Origin of the sequence: Halomonas sp. TP35 (assembly GCF_052375975.1) — a bacterium.
In the GTDB taxonomy this organism is placed as follows: domain Bacteria; phylum Pseudomonadota; class Gammaproteobacteria; order Pseudomonadales; family Halomonadaceae; genus Vreelandella; species Vreelandella citrativorans.
In genome coordinates, this window is record NZ_JBQSUZ010000002.1 from 59,452 (window position 1) to 86,363 (window position 26,912).

The following is a 26,912-nucleotide window of genomic DNA, read 5'->3' on the forward strand; positions in this document are numbered from 1 at the left end:
ATCACTCTCTATTCGTTTCGTGCTGAATCACTGGGTTGCCTCGGCGAGTAAAAGTATAAATCAAATCGATCGCCTGATTAGTACCCGATACAGCCTGCACGTATAAGTTACGCCATAGCGTATAGCGAACGGTTAGTTCTGCAATGGGCGAGAAAATTCCCACACCATAGCTAATTCTAATGTCTTCGGTCAGCTGACCGCTAAGGGCAACCTGACTTTCATCCCCGGCGCCGGTTGTATCCAGCGCCAGGTCATCAATGCCAAACGATTGACCAATAGAGCCGACAGCCCCCCCTACACGGCCTAGCGACATTCCGATCAACGCGGTTGTCAGTGCGCTGTCCATCCCCCCCCCGGAATCCTGACTACGCCCGCGCAGTAAGTAGGAAAGCGCTTGTGTTTCACTCATGGAAGGCTCTGAGAAAATCCTTACGTTAGGCTCGACAGCACTTCCAGTCACGCGGACCCCAGCAATAACGTTATCTTCTGTTCTATCAGGATTACGTATTGCTTCAAAGTCCAGTGCGGGAAGCGATGGTGGACCACTAAACAGTAGTCGGCCACGGCGAACCAGCAAATCTTGCCCAAAGGCCTGGAAACGCCCGTCAACCAGGTTTACATCCCCAAAGAGCTGAAGTCCACCGCTATTCTGGCGAACTTGAAGTGTCCCGCCCAAATCGGATTCCAGACCATAAGCGGAAATATGCATATCGCGACCTAGCGTCAGGTCAATCAATACATCAAGCATCATGCCCGTTTGGCCTAGCTCCTCCGAATTGCTAATCCCCCCATTTGCCGCGGCCCTGAGCGCGGCCTCTTCTGCCATGCGATCGTCGCGCTCAGTAATGATGACCTCATCAGGGCTTGGCTCAATAGCGGACGAGGATCTGGCACCAATAACAAGCCGGGACCACGGTAAATCAACATTACCGCGCACCTGTAAATGCTCGGGTGTAACACGCACCCGAATATCCGGGGCGACTTCTATACGACCAAATTGGGGCAGCACCAGCAGAATTGGCTCCTGAACTGCTTCAAGATCGACACCGATACGCCAATCATCCAACGCTGGCCAATAGCTGTCGCCGGTAATGTTAAGCCGACCTTTCTCGGCTTCCACAAACCCATTGATATTCCCCTGTTCTCCATCAAATAAAAGCGTAAGTTCTCCATCACGGACGTCAACAGGGATACCTGGCCCATGGACATGCAGGTTGCGCAACGCTAACGCACCTTGTAAATCGGGCTGGCTTGTGGTTCCGCCAATGAGTACTCGCCCATCAAACTCGCCTTCAAGACGGTCTAAACCGATAGCCATGGGTAGATAAGGTTCAAGCAACAGTTTATTCGCGCGCAAATCGCCATCTAGCGTGCCTCGGCCCATTGGATCATCGAGGGTAAGGTTCAGGGTTAGCTCTCCCGCCTCAGAAAACGAGAGTACGATGTTAGCGTCCGCTTGCGCTTGACTCGCCTGCACCTGAACATTGAGGTCAATAGCAGGAAGCTGAACCGGCTGTCCATAATCGTTAACAGCGGTAATGGCGAGATTGCTTAGCAGCTCTACATCAGCCTGCCAGCGCGCTCCGCCTTGACGCCAGTCAACAACCATATCGGCCGTTGTATCACCCTCAAACGTCCACTCTTCGGGCAGGAAAGGCTCGAGCATTTCCATAGGTACTTCGCGTACACTTACCACCGCACGGCCCTGGTTAGCCGAGGCATTAATCGGCTCTTCAGAGCACACCAGCCCGCCTTCCTCACGGCGCAAACAAAACGCGGATAGACGCGCTTGACCATTGGCGAGGTTATAGCTTAGGTCCAAGGGTTCCGCCAGGCGAATAGTGCCCGCCTCGGAGTCAATTTCCAGCGGTGTCAAACGGCCCTGGTAGACTTGGCGCTGTTGATCAAAGCGACCATTCAACGCCACCACCGCACGGCTTAATGGACTCTCTGGTTGACCTTGCACGGTCGCTTCAAGCTGGTGCTGAGAAAGTCGGCCGGTTAGGTTCAGGTCAATGGCCTCAAGATCCTGCCCCCCTGCAAAAATCTCTTTCAAGCCTAGCTGAACATCAAGCCTTGGATCCTCAAGCCCCTGCACATTAGCGTTAAGCGAGAGTTGCTGCACAAGGCTGTCGGTGAAGCGCAGATCACTGCCTGACAAGTCGGCAACAAGAGTAGGTTGCTCAAAACTACCTCCGGCCTGCAGGTTGCCCGTTAATGTACCGCCCAACTCAGGCGAGAGCGTATTGAGTTCACGCAGATCAATATCAGCCTTCAATGACATTGCCTGCTCGCTTAGCTGGCCTGACGCGTGAAGCCGGTTGTTGCCCTGAGCGAACTGAAGTTGGTGAATATCGATCTCCAGATTGCTGTTAGCATCCAGCGCCGCCTGCAAGGTCAAGGGATAATCGCGAAGCTTGCCTTCAATATCGATATTTGCCACGCTAACCGACCATACATCGTCTAGCTGGCGTACGTTGAGATCAATATCGCCGGTTAAGCTACCCTCCATTTGGTCAACAAAATTGCCGGGATTAAATTGATCCAACCAGACCTGTGCATCGACCGTTAGCGGCGCCACCCAGTGGATACGCCCTTCGCTACGCAGCCTGCTTTCTTCTACCTGAAGAACCAGCGGCTCCCAACGGAAATGATTAGCATCGCCGTCGCCAGTAAGAGTAACGCTAGCGCGTGGCAACTCAGGGCCATATGCCTCAAGACTAACCTTCGCATGGTAAGCCTCCATACTGCCCTCCACCGTTAGGTCGACCGCCTCAGCCACATACGGCTGAGTAGCGTGCACGCCGTCGGCCGAAGGCTCGTCTACCAAGGGCCATTGCAGTCGTTCACTTTGCAAACGCGCCTGGAAGGATAAATCGGGTGTTGACCAATCGACATGCCCTTCACTTCGCAGCGAGTTTTCCCCCAATTGCAGAACTAAAGGCTGCCACTGAAAATGACCAACGTCTCCATCGCCAGTAAGCGTTACCTGAGTAGGTGGTAACTGAGGACCCTGCGCGCGTAGGCTAACCTCGGTGCGGTAAGCCTCAAGACTACCCTCTACCGTAAGGTCAACGGCTTCAATTACATAAGGCTCAAGAGCACTCTCGCCTGCTGGCGGCGTTTCCTCTACCAAAGGCCATTGCAACCGGTCGCTTTGCAGCCGCGCATGGAAAGGTACGTCGGGTGCTAAGGCATCTACGCTTACTGCAAGTGATGCAGTTACCACTTCTGAGGCACTAAGCTCAGCCTGTAGATTGTTTAGCGGACCGGACAGCGTAAGGGCCAGTTTTTCCCCCCTTAATTCTGGATAAAGTTCGGGTAAAAACAGCTCGGCATTTAACTGCGCTTCCAGCGGATAACTACCGGTTAAGTCCACATTGCCTACAAGGGTGGCTTCAACATCCTTGGTCACCACATCAAAAGATGTGATATCTACCTTACTTTCCTTCGTGCTACCCGCTAACTGCAAGCGTTCGACAGCGTATTCAAAAGCACCTGTCAACTGAGTATCGGTTGCTGTCAGGTCGCTCACGCTAATATCGACAGGTAAAGCGATCTCGGGCAGCTCGATACGCGCCCTGTCAGCCAAGCGTTGCTCGGGTGACGGGGGAGGTAAGGCATCCTCTTGAGGCGTGGCCACGGCAATGGCGCCGTCAATGCCCTCAGCCGCTAGCGAGGTTTGAGCACCCTGCGTAAGCTGAACACCCGCTGAGGGCGGTAAATAAATGGCCAGCTGATCAAGATGAGTTGGCGCTAAATCAACGTTGCTCCACGCGGCACTGGCAGATGATTCAAACGATGCCCATTGAATACGCGTACCATCCGCAAGCTGCACATTACTATTATTGACAACAACCGAGCGCAGCTCGATAGGAAATGGCAGATGCAGTCTGAAGGGCTCGTCTGACGCTTGTGGCTCATCAGGTATTTCATCTGCACGTAAGCGCACATTTAGCCCATCGACGTGCAATGTATCCAGACAGAGTCGCCCAGAGAGGAGACAGTCACCGCCCCAGGCAAGCTCAAGGTCATCAATGCTGACCGCTAGATTGCCTAGATCAAGATGAAATCCCTTTAAGGAAAATTGTTCCAGTAACGCGCCTTCTTGTTGCTCGTAAGAAAAGTATCCTCGCTTCTCCCCTTGTGAGAATAAAAAATCAGTCCCCCAAGGCGATAATGCCGTACCCAAAAGCAGTGCAACGACCCCAAATAGCCAGAGTGGCAGAACAATGGCCAGCCGTATCAGACTCCAGATCAATAGCCATGCACGGTGTCGAGTTGAGTACTGCTGGCGCGTCGTAGAAGTAGAAGATTCAACCTGGGACAAAGCGTGCTCCTAGAATTCCGGGCCAATGGAGAAATGCGCACGATATGCATCGTCGTTATCGAAGGGGTGCGCTACATCAAAGCGAATTGGCCCTACCGGCGATACCCAGCGGACACCCACCCCAGCGCCGGTTTTTAAATCGTGTGGACCCCAGTTATCGAAGGCATCACCGGTATCCACGAACGTCGCCGCCCACCAGTCGCCCCTGACACGACGCTGATATTCAAGGCTCGAGGTAATCATTTGACGCCCGCCCTGCAAGCGACCCTCTGCGTTACGTGGCGACAAAGTTTCATAGGAGTAACCGCGCACGCTGCGATCGCCCCCTGCAAAGAAACGCAATGACGGTGGAATCTTGGAGAAATCATCTGTTTCGATAGCGCCAATGCTTAGCCGTGCTAAAAAGCGATTATCGTTGTTGATAGTGCGGATAAATTCGGTATCACCGGTTAAACGCAAAAACTGGGCGTCTGATCCCCACACTGTGTCGGAGTACTCAATCGAGAGCTGCTGACGGTCGCCCCAAAGAGGGAATCGCTGTGGCCGTGTCCGCGTTCGAGACCACTGGATGCCTGGATAAAAGAGCCAGACTTTGTCTGCCTCTCCCCCTTGAGTAAAGTCTTCATACGTTGTTCGAAAATACACCGACTGGACCCAGTCGTTGTCAAATTGCCAACGTCGAGCAAGCTCAACAGAGCCTTGCATCGACCGGGTATCGCTATCATCAATATTGCGAACCCCGTATTGCAATCGATAGCTATCGCGGAGCGGGTCTTCAAGGGGAACGTTGTACACACCGGTAAAGCGCTGTTCAGGCGTGGAAAGATAAAGGTCATGATTCAGGCTGTGACCTAAACTATTAATCCATGGCTGGTGCCAGCTAAAGCGTAAACGGGGTCCTACATCTGTCGCATAACCGATACCCACCTCAAACTGGTGGCGGTTCGCAGGATCAACATTCACATCAATGGGCAAACGAATATCGTCATTTTTATTGATAGTCAGTACGCTCGCCAGGGCCGCACTACTTATCCGCGGACGCTTCGGCTGGGAAGCCGTGGCTGACTCCCACCAAGGCGAAGCACCGCCCTCAGGAGGCGCAACAACCAGCTCTTGGGCCGTTGTCAAACGAGGTCGAATCGAAACGGATCTAAACCAACCGGTTTCAACCAAGCGCTGCGTATAAGTAGCAAGCGACTCCGCGAGATAGGGATCGTTATTCTCATACGTCTGCATGTTATGCAGGCGATCAAGAACAATGTGGCTCCCTGTGATATTGGTTTCGCCAAACCGAAAGCGTGGGCCACTATCAAAATCCATATAGAGGCGCGCACTTCGTAAATAAGGGCGCACTTCCATACGCCGTTTGGTAAAAGCCCAATCAAAGTAGCCACGTTCAATGGCTAACCCCGAAAATTGCGAACGCAATTGATCCCAGGGCGGCTGAACTAACGGGTCGCCTACTTTTAAGGGAAAACTATCCAGAGCATCTTTAAAGGGAGGGTCATCTTTAGCATCGCCAGTAACGTTAATCGACAGGTCCTGGATTTCGACCCGAGGACCTGGATCAATGTTGAGTACAATCGCGGGTTCAATTTCAACCTCAACGGTGGGTTCATAATAGCCATAGACACGCATCGCTACTCTTGTTCGGCTGCGTATCTCACCTTCTAAACGAGTTTGGGTATATTGTTCAGCATCAATGCTCTCTAAATAGGCACTGATATTATCTTCAACGTCGCCTCCAATCCCGTTGATGGTCGCCGTTAACGCCAAAACTGATGGAACATAGGCAAAACTCAGAGGGAGCGCAATCAAACAAGCCATCCGAGTAGCTGAAAGCCAACGCCACTGTCTTCCCATACAATAAACTCCCTAACAAACTCTTTTGTTGGCGGTTATAGCCTGTTCCACTACTATCTAAGCATTTCTATTTGGGCGCTAAAAGCGAGTTGGGCCTGGCGAATTTGCCGTATATCACTTTCAAGGGTAGATAAACGCTGAGTCCACTGCTCTTCAAATGCTGCAATTTCATCACTTGGAGAGGATGAGTCTAACTGTAGCGTATTTAGCTGAGTGTCCAATTGATTAAAGCGCTCGCTCAAAGCAGCGATTTGCTCTTCCAACTGCCCTGTTACTGTTTGGTTTAACTGATTGACCTGCTCTTCCAGTGACGTGAGCTGCTGAGCGGTGGTTTGCTCCAAATGATTAACCTCTTCAACAAGGTTCTGCCGACCGGATATGCCCGCCTGTTCCAGCGCATCCAGGGAGGTGCTAAACGCTGCCAAGCGGCGATCACGTAAGGCAGCCTGCTCTTGGTACTGGGAAAGGCGCTGATTAAACGACGTCATCATCTCATTGGATGGGCGCTCTTCGTCATCTGTCAGCGCACCATAGAGCTCTTCACGCGTATTGATTAACGCAACAGACAGCTGCTCCTGCTCCTGGAACAGCGTTGTCATCTGAGCCTGCACAAGCGCAATTGTATCCTGCACGTCAGTATCACCTGAGTCCAGCCGAGCATGAACGTTAGAGACCTCGCCACTGACGCGGTGGAGTTCGGTTAATAAACGCTCGCGTTCAAACCACAGCGCGACAGCGGCGCCTGCGAGTAGCGCACAGAGCAAGAGCATTCCAAGCCATAAGGGCCATACAAGTGGTCCTTTTCGATGGCGCAGATGCTGGGCCGTTAAGCTTTGGCCTACATCGGGAACAATACGTTGGGAAGGCGTCGGATTAGGCATGGCATTTTCTCAAAAAGACGTAGGGTCAGCACGACGACCAATACCACGGTACTTTAAGCCGCAGTTGGCAACAAATGTAGGGTCGTAAATATTTCGGCCATCTAACACCAGCTTAGCGCTGAGTAGCCCTGCAAGTCGATGCCAGTCTGGGTTCCAGTATGGCTTCCACTCCGTAACCAGCATTAGCGCATCGGCACCTTCACATGCCTGATATGGGTCTTGATCAAATGTTTGAAGGTCATCGCGCTGTCCAACAAGCTGATGTAATGCACTGGTAGCGGCGGGATCATGCAGTTTTACCTTTACACCTTGTGCCCACAAAGCGTCTAAAAGCGTCAATACCGGCGCATGGTCAATACGTGCTGTGCCAGGCTTGAACGCAGCCCCCCATATAGCGATCGTTTTACCCGCTAACTCGCCTTCGAAATGGGCCCAAAGTTTACGGAACAGTGTCTCTTTTTTCTGCTCATTAATGTCCATGACCTGTTCAAGCAACGCGGAGTAACGACCGCTTTTTGACTGAACATCTGCCAGGCGCATTAAGTCCCGCGAAAAGTTGGGGCCACCAAAACCACAGCCGGGATACAAATACTCAAAACCGATACGTGTGTCGGCCCCCATACCTTGGCGAACATGCTCAACATCCACGCCTAGTGTATCGGCTAAACCGGCAATTTCATTCATGTAGCTAATTCGTGTGGCCAGCATGCCATTGATGGCAAGCTTGGTAAGCTCTGCAGCCCGGCGCGGCATGGGCTGGAAAACTTCTTGTCGGCGGTTGAACGCACGTAAAAGCTCGCGCGCAACGTGCTCTCCGTGGGCATCATCACATCCAAGCAGCCAACGCGAGGGGCGAGTAAACGACGCCCAGGCACGCCCTTCTTCAAGCGTATCCGGCAAGGCCACGCTGCTATGCTGGCCTCTCATTAAATCATCCAAGCGCTCCGTTTCGCCGACCGGAAACGTAGAGTTATTAATTAAAACGGCACCTTGCTGCAGACATAGTTCCGACTGTTGAAGCAGTATGCTGGCGTCGTTACGCTGGCTTGGCGAAAGTGCAAGCCAGACAACATCCGCCGAAGACGCTTGTGCTACATCATCAATCAGTACTAACGTGCCATCGGCCAATCCCTGCTGGATATGCGGCATTAGCTCCGGCTCACTGCGCAGCCAATCCACCTGCGAAAGAACCGCCCAGGGCGCACTCTGATGGGGTAACCACTCTACTTGATGACCTACCCAGGCTAATGCGGACGCTGCTGTCACCGCACTTAGTTCACTGCCGTAAAGAAATACTCGCATTTACCGAACTCCTTGTACGGCGGAAAAGCGAGAAAATATAGCCATAAGATTCATACAATGGTCCTTTTCATGCGTTCTGACCTGGGAGTGGTTAGAATGTCCATAATACTGAATGATTGAGTGGATGCCACTCGCACTTGATGCTAACAACCAGGCTGGATAGGAAAACACTATCCATTGCTGACTGACGATGGGAGTCAACACATGCAAGCGACACCTCAGGATAGCACTGCTGATCGCTACCAAGGCAACGTCGATGCAGCGGAAGTTGCTAAATTTGAAGCACTTGCTAGCCGCTGGTGGGACCCAAAGAGTGAATTCAAGCCGCTACATGAGATTAACCCCCTGCGCCTTAATTTTATTGACGCACGCGCCGGTTTAGCCGGAAAACAGGTGCTGGATGTGGGCTGCGGGGGCGGTATCCTGAGTGAGTCCATGGCACATCGTGGTGCCAAGGTAACGGGCATTGATCTTGGCGAAGCGCCGCTTGGCGTTGCCAGGCTGCATGCAGAAGAGAGCGGCGTGTCCGTTGACTACCAAAATATTAGTGTTGAAGCGTTGGCTGCTCAAACCCCGGGACATTTTGATGTCGTTACCTGCATGGAAATGCTGGAGCACGTACCTGACCCCGCCTCAGTGATTCGGGCCTGCTGTACGCTGGTGCGCCCTGGCGGCTATGTGTTTTTTTCAACGCTCAACCGTACGCCAAAATCCTACGCATTTGCGATATTAGGCGCCGAATATGTCCTTAGGCTACTGCCCCGCGGCACCCACGACTATGCCAAATTTATTCGTCCGTCTGAAATGGCGGCATGGTCCCGCCAAGTGGGCCTGGAAGTACGTGAGCAAACAGGGCTGACCTACAACCCTCTTACTCGTCGCTACCGCTTAGTGGCTGACGATGTCTCTGTAAACTACATGATGTATTGCCGCAAAGTGAGTCAATAGATGCCAACGACGCCACCGCTTGCCATTCTGTTTGATCTTGACGGAACCCTGGTGGATACCGCGCCCGATCTTGCTCAAGCAACAAATGCCCTACGCGCCCACCACGGGCTGGCGCCCCTGGCCTACGAGAAGATACGTCGTCAGGTTTCCAATGGGGGGAGCGCGCTAGTCACCCTAGCGTTGGATCTTGATCACAAAGCCCCAGGCCATGATACTGCCCGCCAGTTTCTGCTCGATGCCTATGAACAAGCCGTAGCGGTGCATAGCCAAGTATTTATCCCGCTTGACCAATGGCTTATTGAGTGGCACGGAAATCAACGGCCCTGGGGGATTGTCACCAATAAGCCGCGCCGCTATACCGAGCCTTTACTAGCCGCATTAGCGCTGGAGCCAGGTGCGTTGCTGTGTGCCGATGACCTGAGTGTTAAGAAGCCCGACCCGGAACCTTTGTGGGAAGCGGCCCGTCGTTTGGGCGTCGCGCCGGAACAGTGCTGGTATGTCGGCGACCACGTACGCGATATGCAAGCAGCGAAAGCCGCTGGCATGACAGCCGTTGCGGTAGGATATGGTTATATCAGTGAAGAGGATGATTATCAGCAGTGGCCCGCCGACCTGTGGTTTGAAGAGTGCTCAATGCTGGTTGACGCATTAAACGCTTTTAATGATGCGGCGTAGTGAGCTATCACCACAGCTGGCGTAATAACCACCGTTAGGGCCTTGCGTTAAGGCTCTTTCTAAAGGCGCTGCATTCAAGCCCTAACGGTAGAATCAAGAATCAAACACGCGGCGGCTGCGCATCAAACTTTTGGCCGCTAACGCCGGTACTATCGGGACCCATTAGCCATAAATAGGTCGGCATAATGTCATTGGGCGTCCGAAGTGTGGCAGGGTCTTCGCCAGGGTAGGCGCTTCGGCGCATTTGAGTACGGGTAGCTCCCGGGTTAAGGGTATTCACCCGGATATTGGTTTGATGCTCAAGCTCGTCGGCCAGCACTTCAACAAACCCTTCGGTGGCAAATTTGGAAACCGAGTAGGCCCCCCAATACGCGCGCCCTTTTCGTCCCACACTGGATGAGGTGAAAATAATTGAGGCGTCGTCTGATTGCTTAAGCAACGGTAATAACGCTTGAGTCATCCATACTGGGCCATTGATATTCACCTGCATGACCTGCTCCCATAGCTCAGCATCGTATTGCTCAAAGGGAGTAATCCGGCCCAACAATCCAGCGTTATGCAAAAGCCCATCCAAACGACCAAACTCTTTATCGAGTGTTTTTGCCATGTCATCGAAGTCACTAAGCGTTGCGCCTTCAAAATTAAGCGGAAAAATAGCGGGCTGTGGCCCGCCTAACGCCTCAATTTCGTCGTAGACCCGCTCCAACTTTTCGATAGTACGGCCTAGTAAGATAACGGTCGCACCGTGTTGCGCATACTGCAACGCTGCCGCACGACCAATCCCATCGCCGGCTCCAGTGACCAATACGACACGGTTTTCAAGCAAATGCGGCAATGCTTGATAGTCGATTTTGCAACTCATGACACTTCCTGAAAACAAACATTTAACGTGATATTACCCAGCCGACTGGCGGAGAAAATCATTGGCAAGTCCAGCTGCACTACTTTGCGGATAGTCGTCACGCACTTGCTCTAACAGTTCGCGGCTGCGCTCTGCATCGCCTTGACGTGCTTTAACCAAACCAAGTTTATAAAGGGCATCGGGCACTTTACTGCTGCTATCAAAGTCGGTAATAACCCGGCTAAAGGCTGCATCGGCATTATCAAGCTGGCCTTCAGCGGCATATAGCTCACCTAACCAGTAATAGCCGTTAGAGGTCAAGCTGGTATCAGGATGAGCAGTGACGAATTCATCAAACGCTTGAATCGCCTCTTCAAACTGGCGTGCCTGAACATGGGCAAATGCAGCCTGATAGTCCGCCTGGGCATCATCACTCACGTTACGTGCCGAGGGTGCGCTGATAACTTCTTGAGCGGCCTCAGGTTCAACCTGTGGCGTAGACTGCTCTATGGGCGAGGGTCCACTGCTCATTAGGCGGTCTTCGATGTCCAGATACTGCTGCTGCGATTGGCGACGCAATTGTTCAAGCTGATGGCGTAACTCTTCAATTTGGCCACGCAACTGTTGGATTTCCTGCGTGTGCTCTTCCACCTGATTGAACAGCACAAGGTTGCCACCGGATGCTTCCTGACGCTGAGTGTGCTGATAAAATCCGCTGGAATTACCGGAAGAAAGATCCTGGACCAGCGGCTGCTGGGCAATAGCTGCAAGGGGCAATACGGACAGCGGGAGCACTAAGGCTCCCGCACCGCACAGCCTCTCAAAATAGCGTTTGAGACTGTGATTCATGACGACTCCGTAGACAAAGTCGGCGTGCAGTTTACACGCCGACAATATCAGTAATTAAATACAACGCGACGGTTTTGGCCATAAGCATTTTCGTTATGACCACTTACTGCCGGACGCTCTTCGCCATAGCTTACAACAGTCATTTGTGAAGGAGAAACGCCTTGGATATTCATGAAACGCTGAACAGCGCGTGCGCGACGCTCGCCCAGTGCCATGTTGTACTCCCGGGTACCACGCTCATCGGTATGTCCCTGTAACACAACTTGGGCACTCGGATTAGCGCGCAGGTAGCGTACATGAGCCATTACCGCAGACTCATACTCACTCTTGATAGTATCACGGTCATAATCGAAGTAAATCGTGCGTACCTCAGGAATGCGAGAGTCCGCTTGTTGACCAGCGCCTGTGCCAGAGCCGGTAGTAGAGCCATATTGACCACCGGTACCCGCACCAGAGGTGCCAGCGCCCATGCTGCTGCCATCCTGGCTTCCGTAAGAATCCCCATCCTGGGTTCCGCCGGTGCTGGAGCAGCCAGCAATCGCTACGATAGATAACGCTACGGCCAATGAGCGAGCCAACGGCTTAAGTTGCATAATCAGACTCCTTGCCTGAAAAAAATAACACTATAGATCATTAGTTTAAAAACGGTGACCATGCGGGGTCACGCACTTCGCCTTGAGCAGCAGGAAGCCGGAATGACGACCGCCCATCGGCAGAAACGGCACTTAGCACCCCATTGTTACCCTCTTGGTTAGCGAAGATTACCATGGTCCCGTTCGGCGCAACACTAGGAGATTCATCTCTTATTGAATCGCTTATAACGACCAGCCGTCCTCCATCCAAATCCTGGCGTGCTACTTGATACCCACGGCTGGAACGGTGGATTAAAAAGATCTGATCGCCGTCCGGAGAGTAACGCGCACGGGCATTATAATTGCCGGTAAACGTCACGCGATTTGTCTCGCCGCTACCTAACGATAGTTGGTAAATCTGAGGGCCGCCGCTGCGATCAGAGGTGAACAGCAGGCTACGACCATCCGGCGACCAAGCGGGCTCGGTGTCAATGCTATTACTGTTGGTAACGCGTTCTACCGAGCGGTTAGCGATATCCATGATATAGATTTCAGGCTGCCCATCCTTGGATAACGACATGGCGATACGGCGACCATCGGGGGACCACGTGGGTGCACCATTGATACCGTCAAATGATGTTGCCATGACACGCTGACCGGTGGCGACATCCTGGATATAAATCGCTGGACGCTCCGTTTCAAAGGAAACATAAGCAAGCTTGCGTCCGTCCGGCGACCAAGCGGGCGACATGATCGGTTGATCAGACGTTAATACCTGCTGGCTATTGCGACCGTCAGCATCAGCTATGTAGAGACCGAACTGCATATTATCGCCAACCCCTTGGGCCGTCACGTAAGCAATGCTGGTTGAGAAAGCACCACGTATATCAGTAATCGCCTCAAATATCTGGTCGCTGATATAGTGTGCTGCCCCACGCAGATCATCGGCATTCGCTGTGACAGTTTCACCAATCATCCGGCGCTGGCCACTGACATCCATCAGGTCAAACTGTAGCTGATAGCCGTTGCCCGTTTGTTCGGCACGCCCGACGACCAGATAACGCACGTCCAATGACCGCCAGGTTCCAAACTCAACGTCATCCGCTTGGCTTGGCTGGTCAAACATGGCACTACGCTCTAGCGGTGAGAATAGACCACTACGCTCAAGATCATCCTGAATGATTTGAGCAACATCTTCCGACATGCCCTGATTGCCTGCGAAAGGCACCACCCCAATGGGTAATGCCTGGTCGCTGCCCCGTGTAATTTCGATGGTCAAGTTTGCATTCGCAGCTGCGAAACCACTCACTAGCAGTAGTACGCAAAATAACCACACTTTCCTTAGTTTTTGCATCAGCGAACATCCCCCGGGGTAAATCGCAGATTAAATTGACGTAAGTTCCGCTGCTGTTCCGCAGGTAAATCTCTTAATTCACCAAACGGTGCAGCATGTTCAACTGCTTGCATGGCAGACCGATCAAATGCACTGTCACCACTTGATGTAGCAATTGACGTTGCAAGCAGCTCGCCCGAAGGGCCTAAACGTATTTGTAGCGTAGCACTCAATGAATCGCTTGCTCCAGGTGGAATCAACCATGCCTGTTCAACCGCTCGACGCACAATATTGATAAAGCTATTGGCGGCCTGCTGCGCTTGCTGTGCATTGGCTGCAGCTTCCGCCTCACCTTCTAACTGGCGCTGCATGGCGGCTTCCGCTGCGGCAGCAGCTTGGCGTTCAGCTTCTTCACGAGCACGCTGCTCTTCAGCTTCACGCTCACGTTGGGCTTCTGCTTCGGCTGCTGCCTGGGCTTCTGCTTCAGCTGCTGCCTGGGCTTCTGCTTCAGCTGCTGCCTGGGCTTCTGCTTCAGCTGCTGCCTGGGCTTCTGCTTCAGCTGCTGCCTGGGCTTCTGCTTCAGCTGCTGCCTGGGCTTCTGCTTCGGCCGCTGCCTCACGGGCTTGAGCTTGCGCCGCCTGTTCTTGCGCTAGTCGTTCGGCTTCCTCAGCGCGGCGTTGCGCTTCGGCTTCTGCTGCGGCTTGGGCATCTTCCAAAGCTTGTGCCTGCGCTTCAGCTTCAGCGGCAGCCTGCTGCTCGGCCTCTTGGTTATCCGGTTCAGCTACATCCGGCTCACTCACTTCCGGTTCAGGAACAGGTTCAGTTGAGCTGTTCATTGCCGCCTGCTGTTCAGTTACCTGCTGGGCCTGATCTGTGAACGTCTCGGTACTCACAAACGTGGCCTGAACAATGGATGAAGAGTCAGGCTCCGGGGTTGAACTGGGCCAATTAATAAGGCTAAAAACAATAATAGCCAAATGCACAGCGACCGCGAGGATGATTGGCAACGTGTAGCCAACGTCTTGCGGGTCATGCGGCGCAGCAACGGTTACTTGCGGCTTGCCCTTACCCATCTTGCGGTGGCTCTGAAAGCAGTCCTACATTTTCAACGCCCGAGCGCTGGAGCGTGCTCATGAGTAGAACAATTTGTCCATACTGTACGCCTTGGTCGCCACGCACCATGACGGGCGTGCCCGGGCGACGTTGCAATATGGCCGAAACGCGTTCTGATATTTGCTCAAGCGAAACGGCGGTTGAATCCTCACCAAGCGTAATAAAATATCCGCCTTCACGATCCACCGAAATAATGATCGGGTCACTGTCCTGAGTATCGATCGGTTCGGATGACACCTGAGGCAAATCCACCTGAACGCCTTGCGTTAGCATCGGAGCGGTAATCATAAAAATGACCAGCAGTACCAACATAACGTCGATAAAGGGGACAACGTTAATCTCCCCCATCGGCTTACTTTTGCCGCTGCGATTAAATGGACCTTGCATGGCTAACTCCCTTAACTGGCGCTAGGCTTGCCATCACGGCCTTGCAAATTACGGTGCAAGATAGCGTGAAACTCTTCGGCGAAGTCTTCATATTTACCGAGTAAGCGAGACGCACTGTTAGATAAGCGGTTATAGAAGATAACAGCGGGAATAGCCGCGAAAAGCCCCATAGCGGTCGCAATGAGCGCCTCGGCGATCCAGGGTGCTACGGTTGCCAGTGTCGCTTGTTGGGTCATTGAAAGGGACTGGAAAGAGCCCATGATGCCCCAGACGGTACCAAACAGGCCGATATAGGGGCTGGCAGAGGCAACCGTTGCCAAAAATACCAGGTGTTGGGTCAGGCGATCTTCTTCGCGTGACCAGGCGACACGCATGCTGCGCTGCACACCTTCAAGCACGGTGTCGGCATTGTGAGTTTTTGGCATTAGTCGGTTGAATTCACGAAACCCAGACTGAAAGATATGTTCGGCGCCATGGCGCGGGTCATCAGCTGGTATTTCTCGGTAAAGTTCGTTTAAGTCGACACCTGACCAAAACGACTCTTCGAATTGGTCGTATTCCTGCTTGGCGCGGCGCAGCGCAATACTGCGCTGAAAAATCACCACCCAAGAGAGGACTGACCCCACCACCAGGAGTAGCATTACCAGCTGTACAACCGTGCTGGCATTCATAATCAGGTGCGGGATGGACATGGTGTTATCGTTCACAGGTGCCCTCATCAATCAATGATTGTCGGTCAAGCCCGACAAATGGTGGTCTCTAAATTACGAAACCGCAGTGTTAAGAAATCGACTGTTAAAAATCGAGCATTAAGGAATCACTAACGTTTGCAGCTGGGACTGAAAAGAAGCGGGCCAGGCTTTGGGCCGCATCCGTTCAGCGCTCAAGCACGCTATCTCGACTGTCGCGCTGCAAAGGAGTTCCTCACCGCGCATTACAAACTGCTCAAACGTTACTCGGCATCGCCCTATATCCGTGACGCGTGCGGTTATCTCAAGCGCTTCGTCCAAGCGAGCCGGTTTCGCATAGTGACAGGCTAAGCGATATACCACTAGCTGCGTGCCTTCGTCTAGTAACGTTTGCTGGTTGAGCCCCTGCTCGCGCAGCCACTCACTGCGCGCTCGCTCCATAAACTTCAAATAGTTAACGTAGTAGACAATGCCGCCAGCGTCAGTATCTTCCATATAAACACGTAGAGGCATTGAAAACGAAGTGCTCATGGGCGACGCTCCCCCTCCATATCAACCGAGTGCTCGTTGGGAACGCGGTTAAAGTGCCGCCATGCCTGACGCGTAACGGTACGTCCGCGCGGCGTGCGCATCATCAACCCTTGTTGAATAAGATACGGTTCAATTACATCTTCTATCGTTGTGCGCTCCTCTCCAATGGCGGCCGAGAGAGAGTCGACGCCTACAGGGCCACCTTCGAACTTATCGATCATCGCAAGCAGCAGCCGCCGGTCCATGTGGTCCAGACCATAGTGATCCACATTGAGCATATTAAGCGCCGCATCCGCCAATGCCACGTCTACGGTGCCATCTCCTTTAATTTCTGCGTAGTCACGTACTCGGCGTAGCAAGCGATTGGCAATACGTGGCGTCCCTCGGGAGCGCCGGGCAACCTCAACCGCGCCTTCATGGTTGGTTTTTACACCTAACAGGCGAGCTGAACGGGTAACAATTTCAGTGAGTTCTTCGAGATTGTAAAACTCCAGCCGCTGAACGATCCCGAACCGATCACGTAGCGGTGCCGTTAAAAGACCTGCGCGGGTCGTCGCCCCCACCAGCGTAAAGCGCGGCAAGTCCAGCTTGATGGATCGTGCAGCGGGCCCTTCGCCAATCATGATATCCAGCTGAAAGTCCTCCATGGCGGGATAAAGGACCTCTTCAACTGCCGGCGATAACCGATGGATCTCATCGATAAACAAGACATCGCCCGGTTCAAGGTTGGTCAGCATGGCGGCCAAGTCGCCAGCACGCTCCAAAACGGGGCCAGACGTTGACTTAAGCCCTACGCCCATTTCCGTTGCAATGATGTTGGCCAAGGTGGTTTTACCCAACCCTGGTGGACCAAACACAAGGGTATGGTCAAGGCTCTCTTCGCGTAATCGGGCTGCGCCAATAAATATCTCAAGCTGTTCGCGAACCCGTGGCTGGCCGATGTAATCATCCAGCCGTTTGGGGCGAATGGCATAATCAACCCGCCCTTCTCCCTGCTCTGGTTCAGCCGCTATCAACCGATCATGTTCTAACATAGATGCTCTTTTTGAATATCTGGCGATCTGCTTGCACTGGGTGACGGCAAAACGGTGACCGCTATCAGCCGTTCATTCGCCGTGTTAACGCCGCCTTGATCAAGGCCTCTGCCGATTGATGCGGATCAAGGTCCGACAGCATTTTATTGGCTTCGGTTGGCTTGTAGCCCAGGCTAACGAGTCCGGACTCAGCATCGGCCAGGTTATTACGGCTCGGTTGCCCATTGGTGGCTTCCAGGGCAAGCGGCGCGTCGGCACCCTGCTCCCACTCGGGAAAACGGTCACGCATTTCGATAATAAGCCGTTCGGCGGTTTTCTTGCCGACACCGGGCAGCTTGGTTAACGCCTTACTGTCATCATCACGAACACAGCGCATGAAGGCGTCTTCATCCATTCCTGACAAGATCGCCAACGCTAGCTTAGGGCCTACACCGTTGACTTTAATCAGCGCCCGAAACAAGGCGCGCTCGTGCTGTCGCGCAAACCCGTACAGCAGGTGGGCATCATCACGAATGGTTAAATGAGTATACAGAGATGTGCTTTCGCCTAACGCAGGAAGCGAGACAAGCGTATTCATTGAAGTCTCAAGCTCATAACCCACGCCATGAACGTCAATAACGATCCAGGGCGGTTGTTTTTCCAGCAAATAGCCACTTAGACGTCCGATCATAAATACGCTCGCGATAGTAAAAACAGACGGTTACTATAATGCTACTCTGTACAGGTGACCAGTAGTCGTTAGAGTCGCCAGCGCCCTGTTGAGGTGCGCCGACCGCGCCCACGAGGCGTACTGGGAACTGCATTGTTGGTATAAGCGTGGGTTAATGCGATGGCCAAGGCGTCTGCCGCGTCCGCTTGGGGTGTGGCAGACAGCGTTAAAAGCGCGGTCACCATGTGCTGAACCTGTTCTTTATCTGCGCCTCCCTGCCCGGTTACCGCTTCCTTGATACGCCGTGCGGCATATTCGGCGACGCTTAGCCCGTGGTTTGCCATACATACCAGCGCGGCACCACGCGCTTGACCAAGCTTTAGCGCGGAATCGACGTTTTTAGCCATAAAAACGCGCTCTATCGCAGTATCTGTGGGTTTGTACAAACCTACTACTTCGCTTAGTCCTGCATATATTTGCGCCAAACGCTGCTCCAGTGGCCCTTCTGAGGTGCGAACACAGCCGCTAGCAACATAGCAGGGTTTAACACCGATAAGGTCGATAACACCATAGCCAGTAATTCGGGACCCAGGGTCGATGCCTAATATGCGCACGGGTAACGCAGCGCCTGCCTTATCCATTAACGTTTATCCGTTCAAGGTTACAAATTCCACACGCCAAAAAGCACTGATACAAAAACACCGACGCCGGGGCGTCGGTGTTTTTAGCCATTGTGCAACTCATAGCCGTTACATCAAATGGCGTCAGGCTTACTCGCTGGCCGCTTCAGGCTTGGCTTTTTGACGCAAGCGTATATTAAGATCTTTTAGCTGGTCAGGGCTAACCTCACCTGGTGCATCCGTCATTAAGCAAGCGGCGCTTTGCGTTTTCGGGAAAGCGATAACTTCACGAATGGTTTTTGCGCCGACCATTAACATCACCAAGCGGTCCAGACCGAAGGCCAAACCACCATGGGGCGGCGCACCGTACTGGAGTGCGTCCAGCAGGAAGCCAAACTTCTCCTGGGCTTCTTCCTGGCCAATCCCCAGAATCTCAAACACCGTGCTTTGCATGTCTTGATTATGGATACGGATAGAGCCGCCACCCAGCTCGGTGCCGTTGAGTACCATATCATAGGCGCGTGAAAGCGCTTTTGAAGGGTCAGCCTTGAGTTCCTCAGGTGAGCAGGAAGGCGCGGTGAACGGGTGGTGCAACGGGCTCAAGCGACCATTGTCATCCGCCTCGAACATCGGGAAGTCGACCACCCACAGCGGTGCCCACACTTGAGTGTACAGATCCAGATCAGCACCCAGCTTAACGCGTAGCGCGCCAATGGCTTCGTTGACGATGCGCGTTTTGTCAGCACCGAAGAAGATGATATCGCCATCCTCTGCGCCAAGACGGTCAAGCAACTCTTCAACGATGTTTTCCATGAACTTGACGATAGGCGACTGAAGCCCTTCAAGCCCTTTGGCACGCTCGTTGACTTTAATCCAGGCCAACCCTTTCGCGCCGTAGATACCCACGAACTTGGTATATTCGTCGATTTCCTTACGCGAGAGCTTGGCACCACCCGGCACTTTAAGCGCGGCCACACGGCCATCTTCGGCACTGGCGGGGCCAGAGAAAACTTTAAAATCGACCTGTTTCATCAGGTCGTCAACGTCGGTCAGCTCAAGCGGAATACGGAGATCCGGCTTGTCTGAACCAAAACGGTCCATAGCTTCTTGCCACGTCATACGCGGAAATTCTGGCAGTTCAACGCTCAGTACTTCCTGGAAGAGCTGACGAATCATGTTTTCAGTGATGCCCATGATGTCGTTTTCTTCGACAAACGACGCTTCGATATCAATCTGAGTAAACTCAGGCTGGCGGTCGGCGCGCAGGTCTTCGTCACGGAAGCACTTGGCAATTTGATAGTAACGATCAAAGCCCGCCACCATCAGCAACTGTTTAAATAGCTGTGGTGACTGAGGCAGTGCAAAGAAGCTGCCCGCATGAGTACGGCTAGGCACTAGGTAGTCACGGGCGCCTTCCGGCGTTGCGCGCGTTAGGATCGGCGTTTCGATATCCAGAAAGCCCTGGTTTTCCAGGAATGCACGAACGTTATGCGAAATGCGCGAACGCAGACGCAGTTTCTCGATCATGTCCGGGCGACGCAGATCAATATAGCGGTGCTTCAGGCGAACTTCTTCACCCACCTTGCCATGTTCGTCAAGCTGGAAGGGAGGCGTGGCAGCAGTGTTCAGCACTTCAACGTCTTTGGCCAGCACCTCAATCATGCCGGTGGGCATATTGGGGTTTTGGGTACCTTCAGGGCGTAGCCTAACGCGGCCGGTAATACGCAGAACATACTCACCGCGCGCACGATCGGCATTGGCAAATGCATCAACAGTATCCGGGTCTACCACAAACTGAGCGATGCCATCGCGGTCACGCATATCGAGGAAAATTACCCCGCCGTGGTCGCGACGACGGTGTACCCACCCGCAAACGGTGACCGTTTGATCTACCAATGTCTCGTTTAGCTGGCCGCAATAATGGCTGCGCATGTCAAATCCTGTTCTGTTTCGTGGCAAATAAGGTGTCACGGGCCAACCAGGCCCCGACCGCTACAGTCAAGCTGCAGTGTCTTTTGACGTGGAAGTAGTGTCGCTTTTAGCACTGGTGTTACCCGTTGTGCTTTTTGCATCAGCGACCAGGTTCTTTTTACTTCCCGTTTTAAAATCGGTTTCATACCAACCACCGCCCGCCAGGCGGAACCCAGCCGCGGATACAAGCCGCGCCAAGTCATTACGATTGCACGCAGGGCACTCTTTTAACGGATCTGCGCTGATTTTCTGTAATTTTTCCATGCGATGGCCGCAGGCCTTGCACTCATATTCATAGATAGGCATGTTGATAATTCCTAAAAGCTCAACGACGGCAGAATATTGGCGAATATAAACGCAGCCAGCTGCGAATATGTGGCCTGCCGATATAAAATCCAAGGCTGCGGTTGATAAAGCGACAATATTATACCCTTTTGTGCCCCCTGCCGAGCAAGGTAAACGAGCCCTGGCAGTAACTGGAGAGAATAAAATGCCTCATGCGGTCATGTTGGATGCGAAAAGTCTTGGGCCTCAAATAGATTTAAGCGCTATTCGCGGTGCGGTTACTCAACTGGATGTCTTCGATCAAAGTACAACGCAACAAGCTAAAGAGCGCTTGGCAAATGCTGACATCGCATTGGTAAACAAGGTGGTGCTGGATGGGGAAACGTTAAAACAGCTGCCTTCGCTTCGCCTGATCTGTGTCATGGCTACTGGTCTAAATAATATCGACCTTGAGGCAGCAAAAGCACTTAATATCAGCGTTAAGAATGTTGCGGCATACGGCACGGCAAGCGTGTCTCAGCACACATTAATGCTGATACTTAACCTGGCAAACCGGCTACCTCTATACCAACAGGAAGTCGCCAAAGGTGCTTGGCAGCAAAGCGACTTTTTCTGTCTTCAGGACCACGTAACGCTACAGTTAGCGGGCAAGCGGCTGGTGATGGTGGGCCAGGGCGAACTGGGAACTGAAGTGGCGCGCTTGGCGGAGGCCTTTGGCCTTCAGGTGACCTTTACGGCACGCCCCGGTCATGAAGCTAACGACGCACGCCCTTCTCTCGATGACGTGCTGCCTGAAGCCGATATTATCAGCCTACACTGCCCGCTTAATGCTGAGACACAGCACCTTATTAACCAAGAGCGCTTGGCCAAGGCTAAATCGTCCCTTCTGCTCGTAAATTGCGCTCGCGGTGGCATTATTGATGAAGTAGCGGCGCTTGAGGCATTACGCCAAGGGCGTATCGGCGGGTTAGCGGTAGACGTGCTTCCTGTAGAGCCACCGAGGGAGGGACATCCACTATTGGCAGCGCTGGATGAACCGCTCAATTTGATTGTCACCCCGCACAATGCATGGGTAACGCCAGAAGCGCGCCAAAACATTATCGCTCTAACGGCGGATAATATTGCTCATTGGAAGCACGCCCAGTAAGCCTAAAATAAATATTAGCCTAATGCGTCGTGAAAGCATCAGGAGCGTGGCATTGGGCTAATGCCTCATATTCGATATGGGTTACCTGCGCATTAGCAGGGCCTTGCCAAAGCCACTTACCTAGCATATTTACATGATGGCGCTCGCCACACATAAGCACCTCAACCCGACCATCAGCCAGATTTTTGGCATGACCGGTTACTCCCGCCGGTAACGCCTGCTTTTGAACGGCACGGCGATACCCTACGCCCTGCACTTTTCCGGTGACCAAGGCTTTTATGCAACACGCTGTCACTATTCGTCTCCTGCTATCCTGGGCGTAAACGCCTCTGGTTCCAAGACTTCCTGCCTAACCTGAACGGCACTGTTTCGCGGAATAAGCTTTCTGCCTCGACGTAGTAAAAGCGAGCGTGTAAAGGCGGCACCAAACAATAAAATAAGCGACGAGTAATACACCCATAGCAATACCATCACCACCGACCCGGCAGCACCGTATGTCGATGCCGTCGCGGTATAGGTGAGATAAATCGCAATCACGGTGCGGCCGATAGTAAACAGTACGGCCGTGACAACAGCCCCGGTTAAGACATCCTGCCAACGCAGCACTACATCGGGCAACACTTTGAAAATAGCCGCAAACAGCAAGGTAACGACGCCAAGTGACACAAGAGAGTCCAATAGTGTCGTGGTATAACCGGCGAGCGGGACAAGATCACCTGCCATTTGCAGGATGCTTCGCAAAGCAATACTTAATACCAACGAAATTAATAGAATAATACCAATGAGAAAGACAACCATTAACGATAAAAAGCGCGTTTTTATAAATACAAACAAGCTGTTACTGGCCGGCTTGGCGATCACTCCCCAAATGGTGTTCAGTGAAAGCTGCATTTGCGCAAAGACGGTTGTCGCACCGACTAACAAAGCACAAACGCCTAACACAGAAGGCAATACACCAGACTCTTCGAACCGAGAGTGGATAACGGCCTCTTCAATCGCGGAGGCCACATCGGTACCCAGTGAGTCCTGCAACTGGGCCACAATTTGACCCTGAGCAGCGTTTTCACCAAAGACAATACCGATAACCGCAACGGCAATAATGACAGTAGGGGCTAATGAAAAAAGCGTATAAAACGCTAATGAGCCCGCGAAGCTAAACGCATGACGCTCTAACCATAGCTTCGTTGCATCCTGAACCACCTTCCACCAAAAAGTGAGGGTGTCTTTAGTCATATTCAGTCCCTTGCGTCATTGATGGATACCTTTATGTGCAATAGCTTAGCAGCATACCCAATACGGGTGCAGTACGTAGTCTTCTCTAGATTGCGCCGCTGAACCGCTCTCTTCATAATGACGCTGTTATTTGACCAAATGTTAAAGGAAGCACCATGGCCCTTGATGCAACATGCTCTACGCCTGATTACACCTTTGATTGTTTGGTATTTATTGGGCGTTTTCAGCCTCCTCACTTAGGCCACTTGGCCGTTATCCGTGAAGCGCTTAACCAGGCACGTCAGGTCATTGTACTGGCAGGCTCTGCATGGCAGGCGCGCTCGCTGAGAAACCCATGGCGCTTTGATGAACGCCAGGCAATGATTCGTTCCGGGTTTGATGACGCTGATAACCAGCGGTTAGAAATCACGCCACTGCTGGATGCTCTTTATAACGATGATGTTTGGGTAAGAGATGTACAGCGAAAGGTACGAGACTTAGCCGCACCGGCTAATATTCGTTTACCACGCATTGGTTTGATTGGTGCAAGCCGTGGCCAGTCAAGCTACTACTTGTCTCTGTTTCCGCAGTGGGAATCCGTCAGCGTTCCGCTGATTGAAGGCATTTCAGCCAGCCAGATTCGTGAACGACTATTTCGATCGCCAAGCGCTTCAGACGATTATTTGAGCACGGGGGCTTATCATGACCTGCCGCCCGGCGTGGTCAGTCGCGTTAGCGAATTTTGTCACGAAAGCGCCTATCAACAACTACTGGAAGAGCAACGACTACTGGACCAGTACCACCAAGCCTGGTCACATGCTCCCTACCCGCCTATTTTTGTTACCGTGAATGCGGTGGTTGTGCAATCTGGGCATGTACTTCTGGTGCGCCGTAATGCAGCGCCCGGCAAAGGATTACTTGCGCTGCCTGGTGGGTTTATTAACCCCCATGAGCGTCTGTTGGATGCGTGCCTACGTGAGCTCAGAGAACGGCTGCGCTTGAAAGTACCAGAGCCCGTTCTAAAAGGATCATTACGTGGGCAGCGCCTTTTTGATGAGCCGCACCGAAGCTGGCGAGGACGCACACTAGCGGAAGCCTTCTACTTTGCGCTACGCCCAGACCAACAGCTACCGCGTTTAAAACCTGTGAAAGGTGGCGACCAAGCGCGGTGGGTGGCACTGGCTGATTTAGAGCCAGACAGCCTATTCGAAGATCATTTTTTTATTATTCAAAACTTTCTTGGTCTGCCTGCTGACTTCGGCACGTCAACTTAACCCATTACGCTTGTAAAAAATCACGTGGTAGCTTCATCATCTGTCGCCAAAGCTTCTCTACGCCAGGTTTATGCACCAAAGAGCAGCGATAAAGGCGAATTTCGAGCGGAATGTCCCAACTTTCATCACCAGCCCTGACCAAGCGCCCACTTTTGAGCTCTTCACGAATACAAAAATCAGGGATCCATGCCGCTCCAATACCTTGAAGCACCATGCCTTTTAATCCTTCTGCCATGGCGGTTTCATAAACCGTACGTAATTTCATGCGCAGAGGGTCATTCTTTAAGAGCATTCGCACACTGCGCCCTAAAAAAGCGCCCTGGGTATAGGCTAGGTAGGGAATTGAGGCCTCTTGCTGCAGCGAAAAACAGGGTTTCCCCGTTTCGTCGGGTAGCGAGACGGGCAGCATATTGACCTTGCCTATCGAGAAGGACGGAAAAACCTCGGCATCCAACTGCATAGTGGCAAAGGGGTCATAATAGGCCAGCATGAGATCGCAATTACCTTCGCGCAGCACGTGGATCGCTTCGCCTACATTCATGGCGACCAAACGCGTTGGCAGCTCCCCAAGGCCTTTCTGAAGGCGTGAAATCCAAGGGGGGAAAAAGCTTAATGCCAATGAGTGGGCGGCCACAATATCAAGTGCTTCATTGGCAATCGACAAGCCACGCAAATGACTTAATGACTCGTTAAGCTGTTCAACGAGGTTTCGCGCAGTCACCAGAAACAACTGCCCTTCTGACGTAAGCCCTACGGGAGTTGTTGAACGGTCAACAAGGGTTACGCCAATGGCTTGTTCCAGTGCTCGAATGCGGCGGCTAAAAGCAGGTTGAGTAACATGACGCTGGCGGGCAGACGCTGAAAAGCTGCGTGTATTCGCAAGTGCGACAAAATCTTCTAGCCATTTTGTTTCAAGATTCACCCAACACTCCTTTGCCGATTATTGCTATTGAACAGGCGACATTAAATACGCCGCCCGTGATACTACTTTTTTCCATAATGGACGCTGTTGAATTTCATCAATGGTGATACGCCGACAATCATTAAAGTCTTTCACCAACATCGTGTGCACTTCGGCGGCAAATATGGTGTCAGGAATATACGCTGTAATTTCAAAATTTAAGCGAAATGAACGGTTATCCAAGTTTACCGTACCTACGGTGGCAGCATCATTATCAATCAGAATTACTTTTTGGTGCAGAAACCCAGGTTGGTAACGGTATATTTTAACGCCTGCTTTTAACATATCGGCCAAAAAAGCAAAGGCTGAGAGAAATACCAGCAGGTGGTCTGGCCGCTCAGGAATCATCACTCGTACATCAATTCCCCGCATGGCAGCCAAGCGTAGCGCATCCTGAACGCCTTGGTCGGGTACAAAATAGGGGCTGGTGACCCATAGCCGATGCGTTGCACTATGAATCAATTGCTGAATCAACAGGCTGGCTGTGTCCTGTTTGTCCGCGGGGCCTGAAGGGACAATAACAACATTCTGATCAATCTTAGGATGGCTTCCCGCCCTCCAATTCAAGCTGGCGACCTCCCCCGTAGCCCAGTGCCAATCTTCCCAAAAAGCTTCTTGTAGCCCCAATACGCTGGGGCCTTCCAGTACCAGGTGCGTATCTCGCCAAGGCCCATGGCGTGGGTCCTGGCCCAGATATTCAACCCCAACATTAAAGCCCCCTAACCAACCCCGCTTGCCATCAACAACAGCTACTTTGCGATGATTACGAAAATTGAGCTGGAAACGATGTTTAAAGCCTCTTGAGGAGCGAAACGGGCTGACTTCTACGCCTTCTGCGACCAGTTCCCGAAGATAGCGCTCATTGAGTTTACGACTGCCAATTTCATCGTAAAGAAAATACACGCGTACGCCGCGGTGAACGGCATCCAGCAAGTGCTGTTGAAGGCGGCGACCCAGCGCATCATCACGCACAATAAAAAACTGCAGCAGTAAATAGTGCTCTGCTTCATCAATACCGTCAAACAAGCTATTGAACGTGGCGTCACCGTCAATGAGCAACTCAGCGCTATTGCCCCGAGTGAGAGGCATCATGGCCAACTGCTCTACCGCTTGTGTATCAGAGTTAGAAAACGGGACTAAATAAGGTAAGGAGCTTTCTTGATAGCGAGCAAGCACTCGTCTTAACACGTTATCACGCTCCCCACGGGCCATTACGTATCCGTAAAAGCGCGGTCGACCAAAGAACCAATAGGCCGGTAAAGCGACATAAGGAAAGGTAAGAAGAGAGATAATCCATGCGATGGCGCCTTGTGATGTCCGGCTAGACATTAGCGCCATGATCGCCGACATCACCCCTAAAAGGTGTATCAGCATAATGCCTGTCCCTAGCAGCCAAGAGACCATACCTACATCTCCATTAAACGTATGGATATTTCAAACAGGGT

General features: G+C 52.4%; 25 protein-coding genes. 4 read left to right on the top strand and 21 right to left on the bottom strand.

The genetic code is table 11. The annotated features are described in order from the left end of the window. Window position 1: 1 nt before the first annotated feature. From tamB to ACT3RU_RS03005, 4 genes are read right to left on the bottom strand one after another with little or no spacing between them, the layout of a single operon-like run. A complete protein-coding gene (gene tamB, locus ACT3RU_RS02990) occupies window positions 2-4,330 on the bottom strand; it encodes an autotransporter assembly complex protein TamB (protein WP_225733736.1) in 4,329 nt (1,442 codons plus the stop codon). A gap of 9 nt (window positions 4,331-4,339) precedes the next feature. After that, window positions 4,340-6,193, bottom strand: a complete 1,854-nt coding sequence (tamA, locus tag ACT3RU_RS02995; protein ID WP_192526967.1) for an autotransporter assembly complex protein TamA — start codon at window positions 6,191-6,193, stop codon at window positions 4,340-4,342. Between the two features lie 53 nt (window positions 6,194-6,246). Then, complete coding sequence (locus tag ACT3RU_RS03000; protein ID WP_192526966.1) at window positions 6,247-7,074, bottom strand: hypothetical protein; 828 nt, start codon at window positions 7,072-7,074, stop codon at window positions 6,247-6,249. Window positions 7,075-7,083: 9 nt separating this feature from the next. Beyond that, window positions 7,084-8,376 carry a nucleotide sugar dehydrogenase gene (locus ACT3RU_RS03005; RefSeq protein WP_192526965.1) on the bottom strand — a complete coding sequence of 431 codons (1,293 nt, stop codon included), beginning with the start codon at window positions 8,374-8,376 and terminating at the stop codon, window positions 7,084-7,086. A 204-nt stretch (window positions 8,377-8,580) separates the two neighbouring features. Between ACT3RU_RS03005 and ubiG the strand changes: the two genes are divergently transcribed. Both ubiG and ACT3RU_RS03015 read left to right on the top strand, forming a co-directional pair. After that, window positions 8,581-9,324 carry a bifunctional 2-polyprenyl-6-hydroxyphenol methylase/3-demethylubiquinol 3-O-methyltransferase UbiG gene (ubiG, locus tag ACT3RU_RS03010; RefSeq protein ID WP_192526964.1) on the top strand — a complete coding sequence of 248 codons (744 nt, stop codon included), beginning with the start codon at window positions 8,581-8,583 and terminating at the stop codon, window positions 9,322-9,324. After that, window positions 9,325-9,999 carry an HAD-IA family hydrolase gene (locus ACT3RU_RS03015; protein WP_192526963.1) on the top strand — a complete coding sequence of 225 codons (675 nt, stop codon included), beginning with the start codon at window positions 9,325-9,327 and terminating at the stop codon, window positions 9,997-9,999. It begins immediately after the preceding gene. Window positions 10,000-10,099: 100 nt separating this feature from the next. Here the strand turns inward: ACT3RU_RS03015 and ACT3RU_RS03020 are convergent, their stop codons facing one another. The 13 genes from ACT3RU_RS03020 to ACT3RU_RS03080 form a co-directional block, all read right to left on the bottom strand. Beyond that, the gene (locus ACT3RU_RS03020) at window positions 10,100-10,861 is read right to left on the bottom strand and encodes a YciK family oxidoreductase (protein WP_192526962.1); all 762 of its coding nucleotides are present in this window, start codon (window positions 10,859-10,861) and stop codon (window positions 10,100-10,102) included. A 33-nt stretch (window positions 10,862-10,894) separates the two neighbouring features. After that, the gene (gene ybgF / locus ACT3RU_RS03025; protein WP_192526961.1) at window positions 10,895-11,689 is read right to left on the bottom strand and encodes a tol-pal system protein YbgF; all 795 of its coding nucleotides are present in this window, start codon (window positions 11,687-11,689) and stop codon (window positions 10,895-10,897) included. A gap of 47 nt (window positions 11,690-11,736) precedes the next feature. Further along, window positions 11,737-12,282: a peptidoglycan-associated lipoprotein Pal gene (gene pal / locus ACT3RU_RS03030; protein ID WP_087105458.1), complete on the bottom strand. Its 546-nt coding sequence runs from the start codon at window positions 12,280-12,282 to the stop codon at window positions 11,737-11,739. A gap of 40 nt (window positions 12,283-12,322) precedes the next feature. Next, entirely contained in the window at window positions 12,323-13,615 is a 1,293-nt protein-coding gene (tolB, locus tag ACT3RU_RS03035; protein ID WP_087105459.1) for a Tol-Pal system beta propeller repeat protein TolB, read from the bottom strand. After that, window positions 13,615-14,667: a cell envelope integrity protein TolA gene (tolA, locus tag ACT3RU_RS03040; protein WP_483392497.1), complete on the bottom strand. Its 1,053-nt coding sequence runs from the start codon at window positions 14,665-14,667 to the stop codon at window positions 13,615-13,617. Before tolA ends, tolB begins: the two co-directional genes overlap by 1 nt. Next, the gene (gene tolR / locus ACT3RU_RS03045) at window positions 14,660-15,094 is read right to left on the bottom strand and encodes a protein TolR (RefSeq protein WP_087105461.1); all 435 of its coding nucleotides are present in this window, start codon (window positions 15,092-15,094) and stop codon (window positions 14,660-14,662) included. Before tolR ends, tolA begins: the two co-directional genes overlap by 8 nt. Before the next feature lie 11 nt (window positions 15,095-15,105). Then, entirely contained in the window at window positions 15,106-15,801 is a 696-nt protein-coding gene (gene tolQ / locus ACT3RU_RS03050; RefSeq protein WP_087105462.1) for a protein TolQ, read from the bottom strand. Between the two features lie 102 nt (window positions 15,802-15,903). Continuing rightward, window positions 15,904-16,314, bottom strand: coding sequence for a tol-pal system-associated acyl-CoA thioesterase (gene ybgC / locus ACT3RU_RS03055; protein ID WP_192526959.1), 411 nt, complete (start codon window positions 16,312-16,314; stop codon window positions 15,904-15,906). Beyond that, window positions 16,311-17,348 (bottom strand): Holliday junction branch migration DNA helicase RuvB, encoded by a 1,038-nt coding sequence (gene ruvB / locus ACT3RU_RS03060; RefSeq protein WP_087105464.1) that lies wholly within the window; start codon window positions 17,346-17,348, stop codon window positions 16,311-16,313. The genes ybgC and ruvB overlap by 4 nt, the downstream gene beginning before the upstream one ends. 64 nt (window positions 17,349-17,412) lie before the next feature. Further along, complete coding sequence (gene ruvA / locus ACT3RU_RS03065) at window positions 17,413-18,018, bottom strand: Holliday junction branch migration protein RuvA (RefSeq protein WP_192526958.1); 606 nt, start codon at window positions 18,016-18,018, stop codon at window positions 17,413-17,415. Window positions 18,019-18,086: 68 nt separating this feature from the next. Then, window positions 18,087-18,611, bottom strand: a complete 525-nt coding sequence (gene ruvC, locus ACT3RU_RS03070; protein WP_412767825.1) for a crossover junction endodeoxyribonuclease RuvC — start codon at window positions 18,609-18,611, stop codon at window positions 18,087-18,089. A gap of 156 nt (window positions 18,612-18,767) precedes the next feature. Beyond that, window positions 18,768-20,549, bottom strand: coding sequence for an aspartate--tRNA ligase (gene aspS / locus ACT3RU_RS03075; RefSeq protein ID WP_192526956.1), 1,782 nt, complete (start codon window positions 20,547-20,549; stop codon window positions 18,768-18,770). Window positions 20,550-20,615: 66 nt separating this feature from the next. After that, window positions 20,616-20,894, bottom strand: coding sequence for an FmdB family zinc ribbon protein (locus tag ACT3RU_RS03080; RefSeq protein WP_087105468.1), 279 nt, complete (start codon window positions 20,892-20,894; stop codon window positions 20,616-20,618). Window positions 20,895-21,078: 184 nt separating this feature from the next. Here ACT3RU_RS03080 and ACT3RU_RS03085 point away from each other — a divergent pair, with 184 nt between their 5' ends. Then, the gene (locus ACT3RU_RS03085; RefSeq protein ID WP_192526955.1) at window positions 21,079-22,020 is read left to right on the top strand and encodes a D-2-hydroxyacid dehydrogenase; all 942 of its coding nucleotides are present in this window, start codon (window positions 21,079-21,081) and stop codon (window positions 22,018-22,020) included. A gap of 19 nt (window positions 22,021-22,039) precedes the next feature. Here ACT3RU_RS03085 and ACT3RU_RS03090 read toward each other — a convergent pair whose 3' ends face one another. After that, window positions 22,040-22,315, bottom strand: a complete 276-nt coding sequence (locus tag ACT3RU_RS03090) for an acylphosphatase (RefSeq protein WP_192526954.1) — start codon at window positions 22,313-22,315, stop codon at window positions 22,040-22,042. After that, entirely contained in the window at window positions 22,315-23,253 is a 939-nt protein-coding gene (locus ACT3RU_RS03095) for a YihY/virulence factor BrkB family protein (RefSeq protein ID WP_192526953.1), read from the bottom strand. The genes ACT3RU_RS03090 and ACT3RU_RS03095 overlap by 1 nt, the downstream gene beginning before the upstream one ends. A gap of 155 nt (window positions 23,254-23,408) precedes the next feature. On the opposite strand from ACT3RU_RS03095, the gene ACT3RU_RS03100 reads away from it, so the two are divergent. Continuing rightward, a complete protein-coding gene (locus ACT3RU_RS03100) occupies window positions 23,409-24,506 on the top strand; it encodes a bifunctional nicotinamide-nucleotide adenylyltransferase/Nudix hydroxylase (RefSeq protein ID WP_087105472.1) in 1,098 nt (365 codons plus the stop codon). A gap of 4 nt (window positions 24,507-24,510) precedes the next feature. Here the strand turns inward: ACT3RU_RS03100 and ACT3RU_RS03105 are convergent, their stop codons facing one another. Then, the gene (locus ACT3RU_RS03105; protein ID WP_087105473.1) at window positions 24,511-25,428 is read right to left on the bottom strand and encodes a LysR substrate-binding domain-containing protein; all 918 of its coding nucleotides are present in this window, start codon (window positions 25,426-25,428) and stop codon (window positions 24,511-24,513) included. A 24-nt stretch (window positions 25,429-25,452) separates the two neighbouring features. Further along, the gene (cls, locus tag ACT3RU_RS03110; RefSeq protein ID WP_087105474.1) at window positions 25,453-26,871 is read right to left on the bottom strand and encodes a cardiolipin synthase; all 1,419 of its coding nucleotides are present in this window, start codon (window positions 26,869-26,871) and stop codon (window positions 25,453-25,455) included. Window positions 26,872-26,912 lie beyond the last annotated feature (41 nt).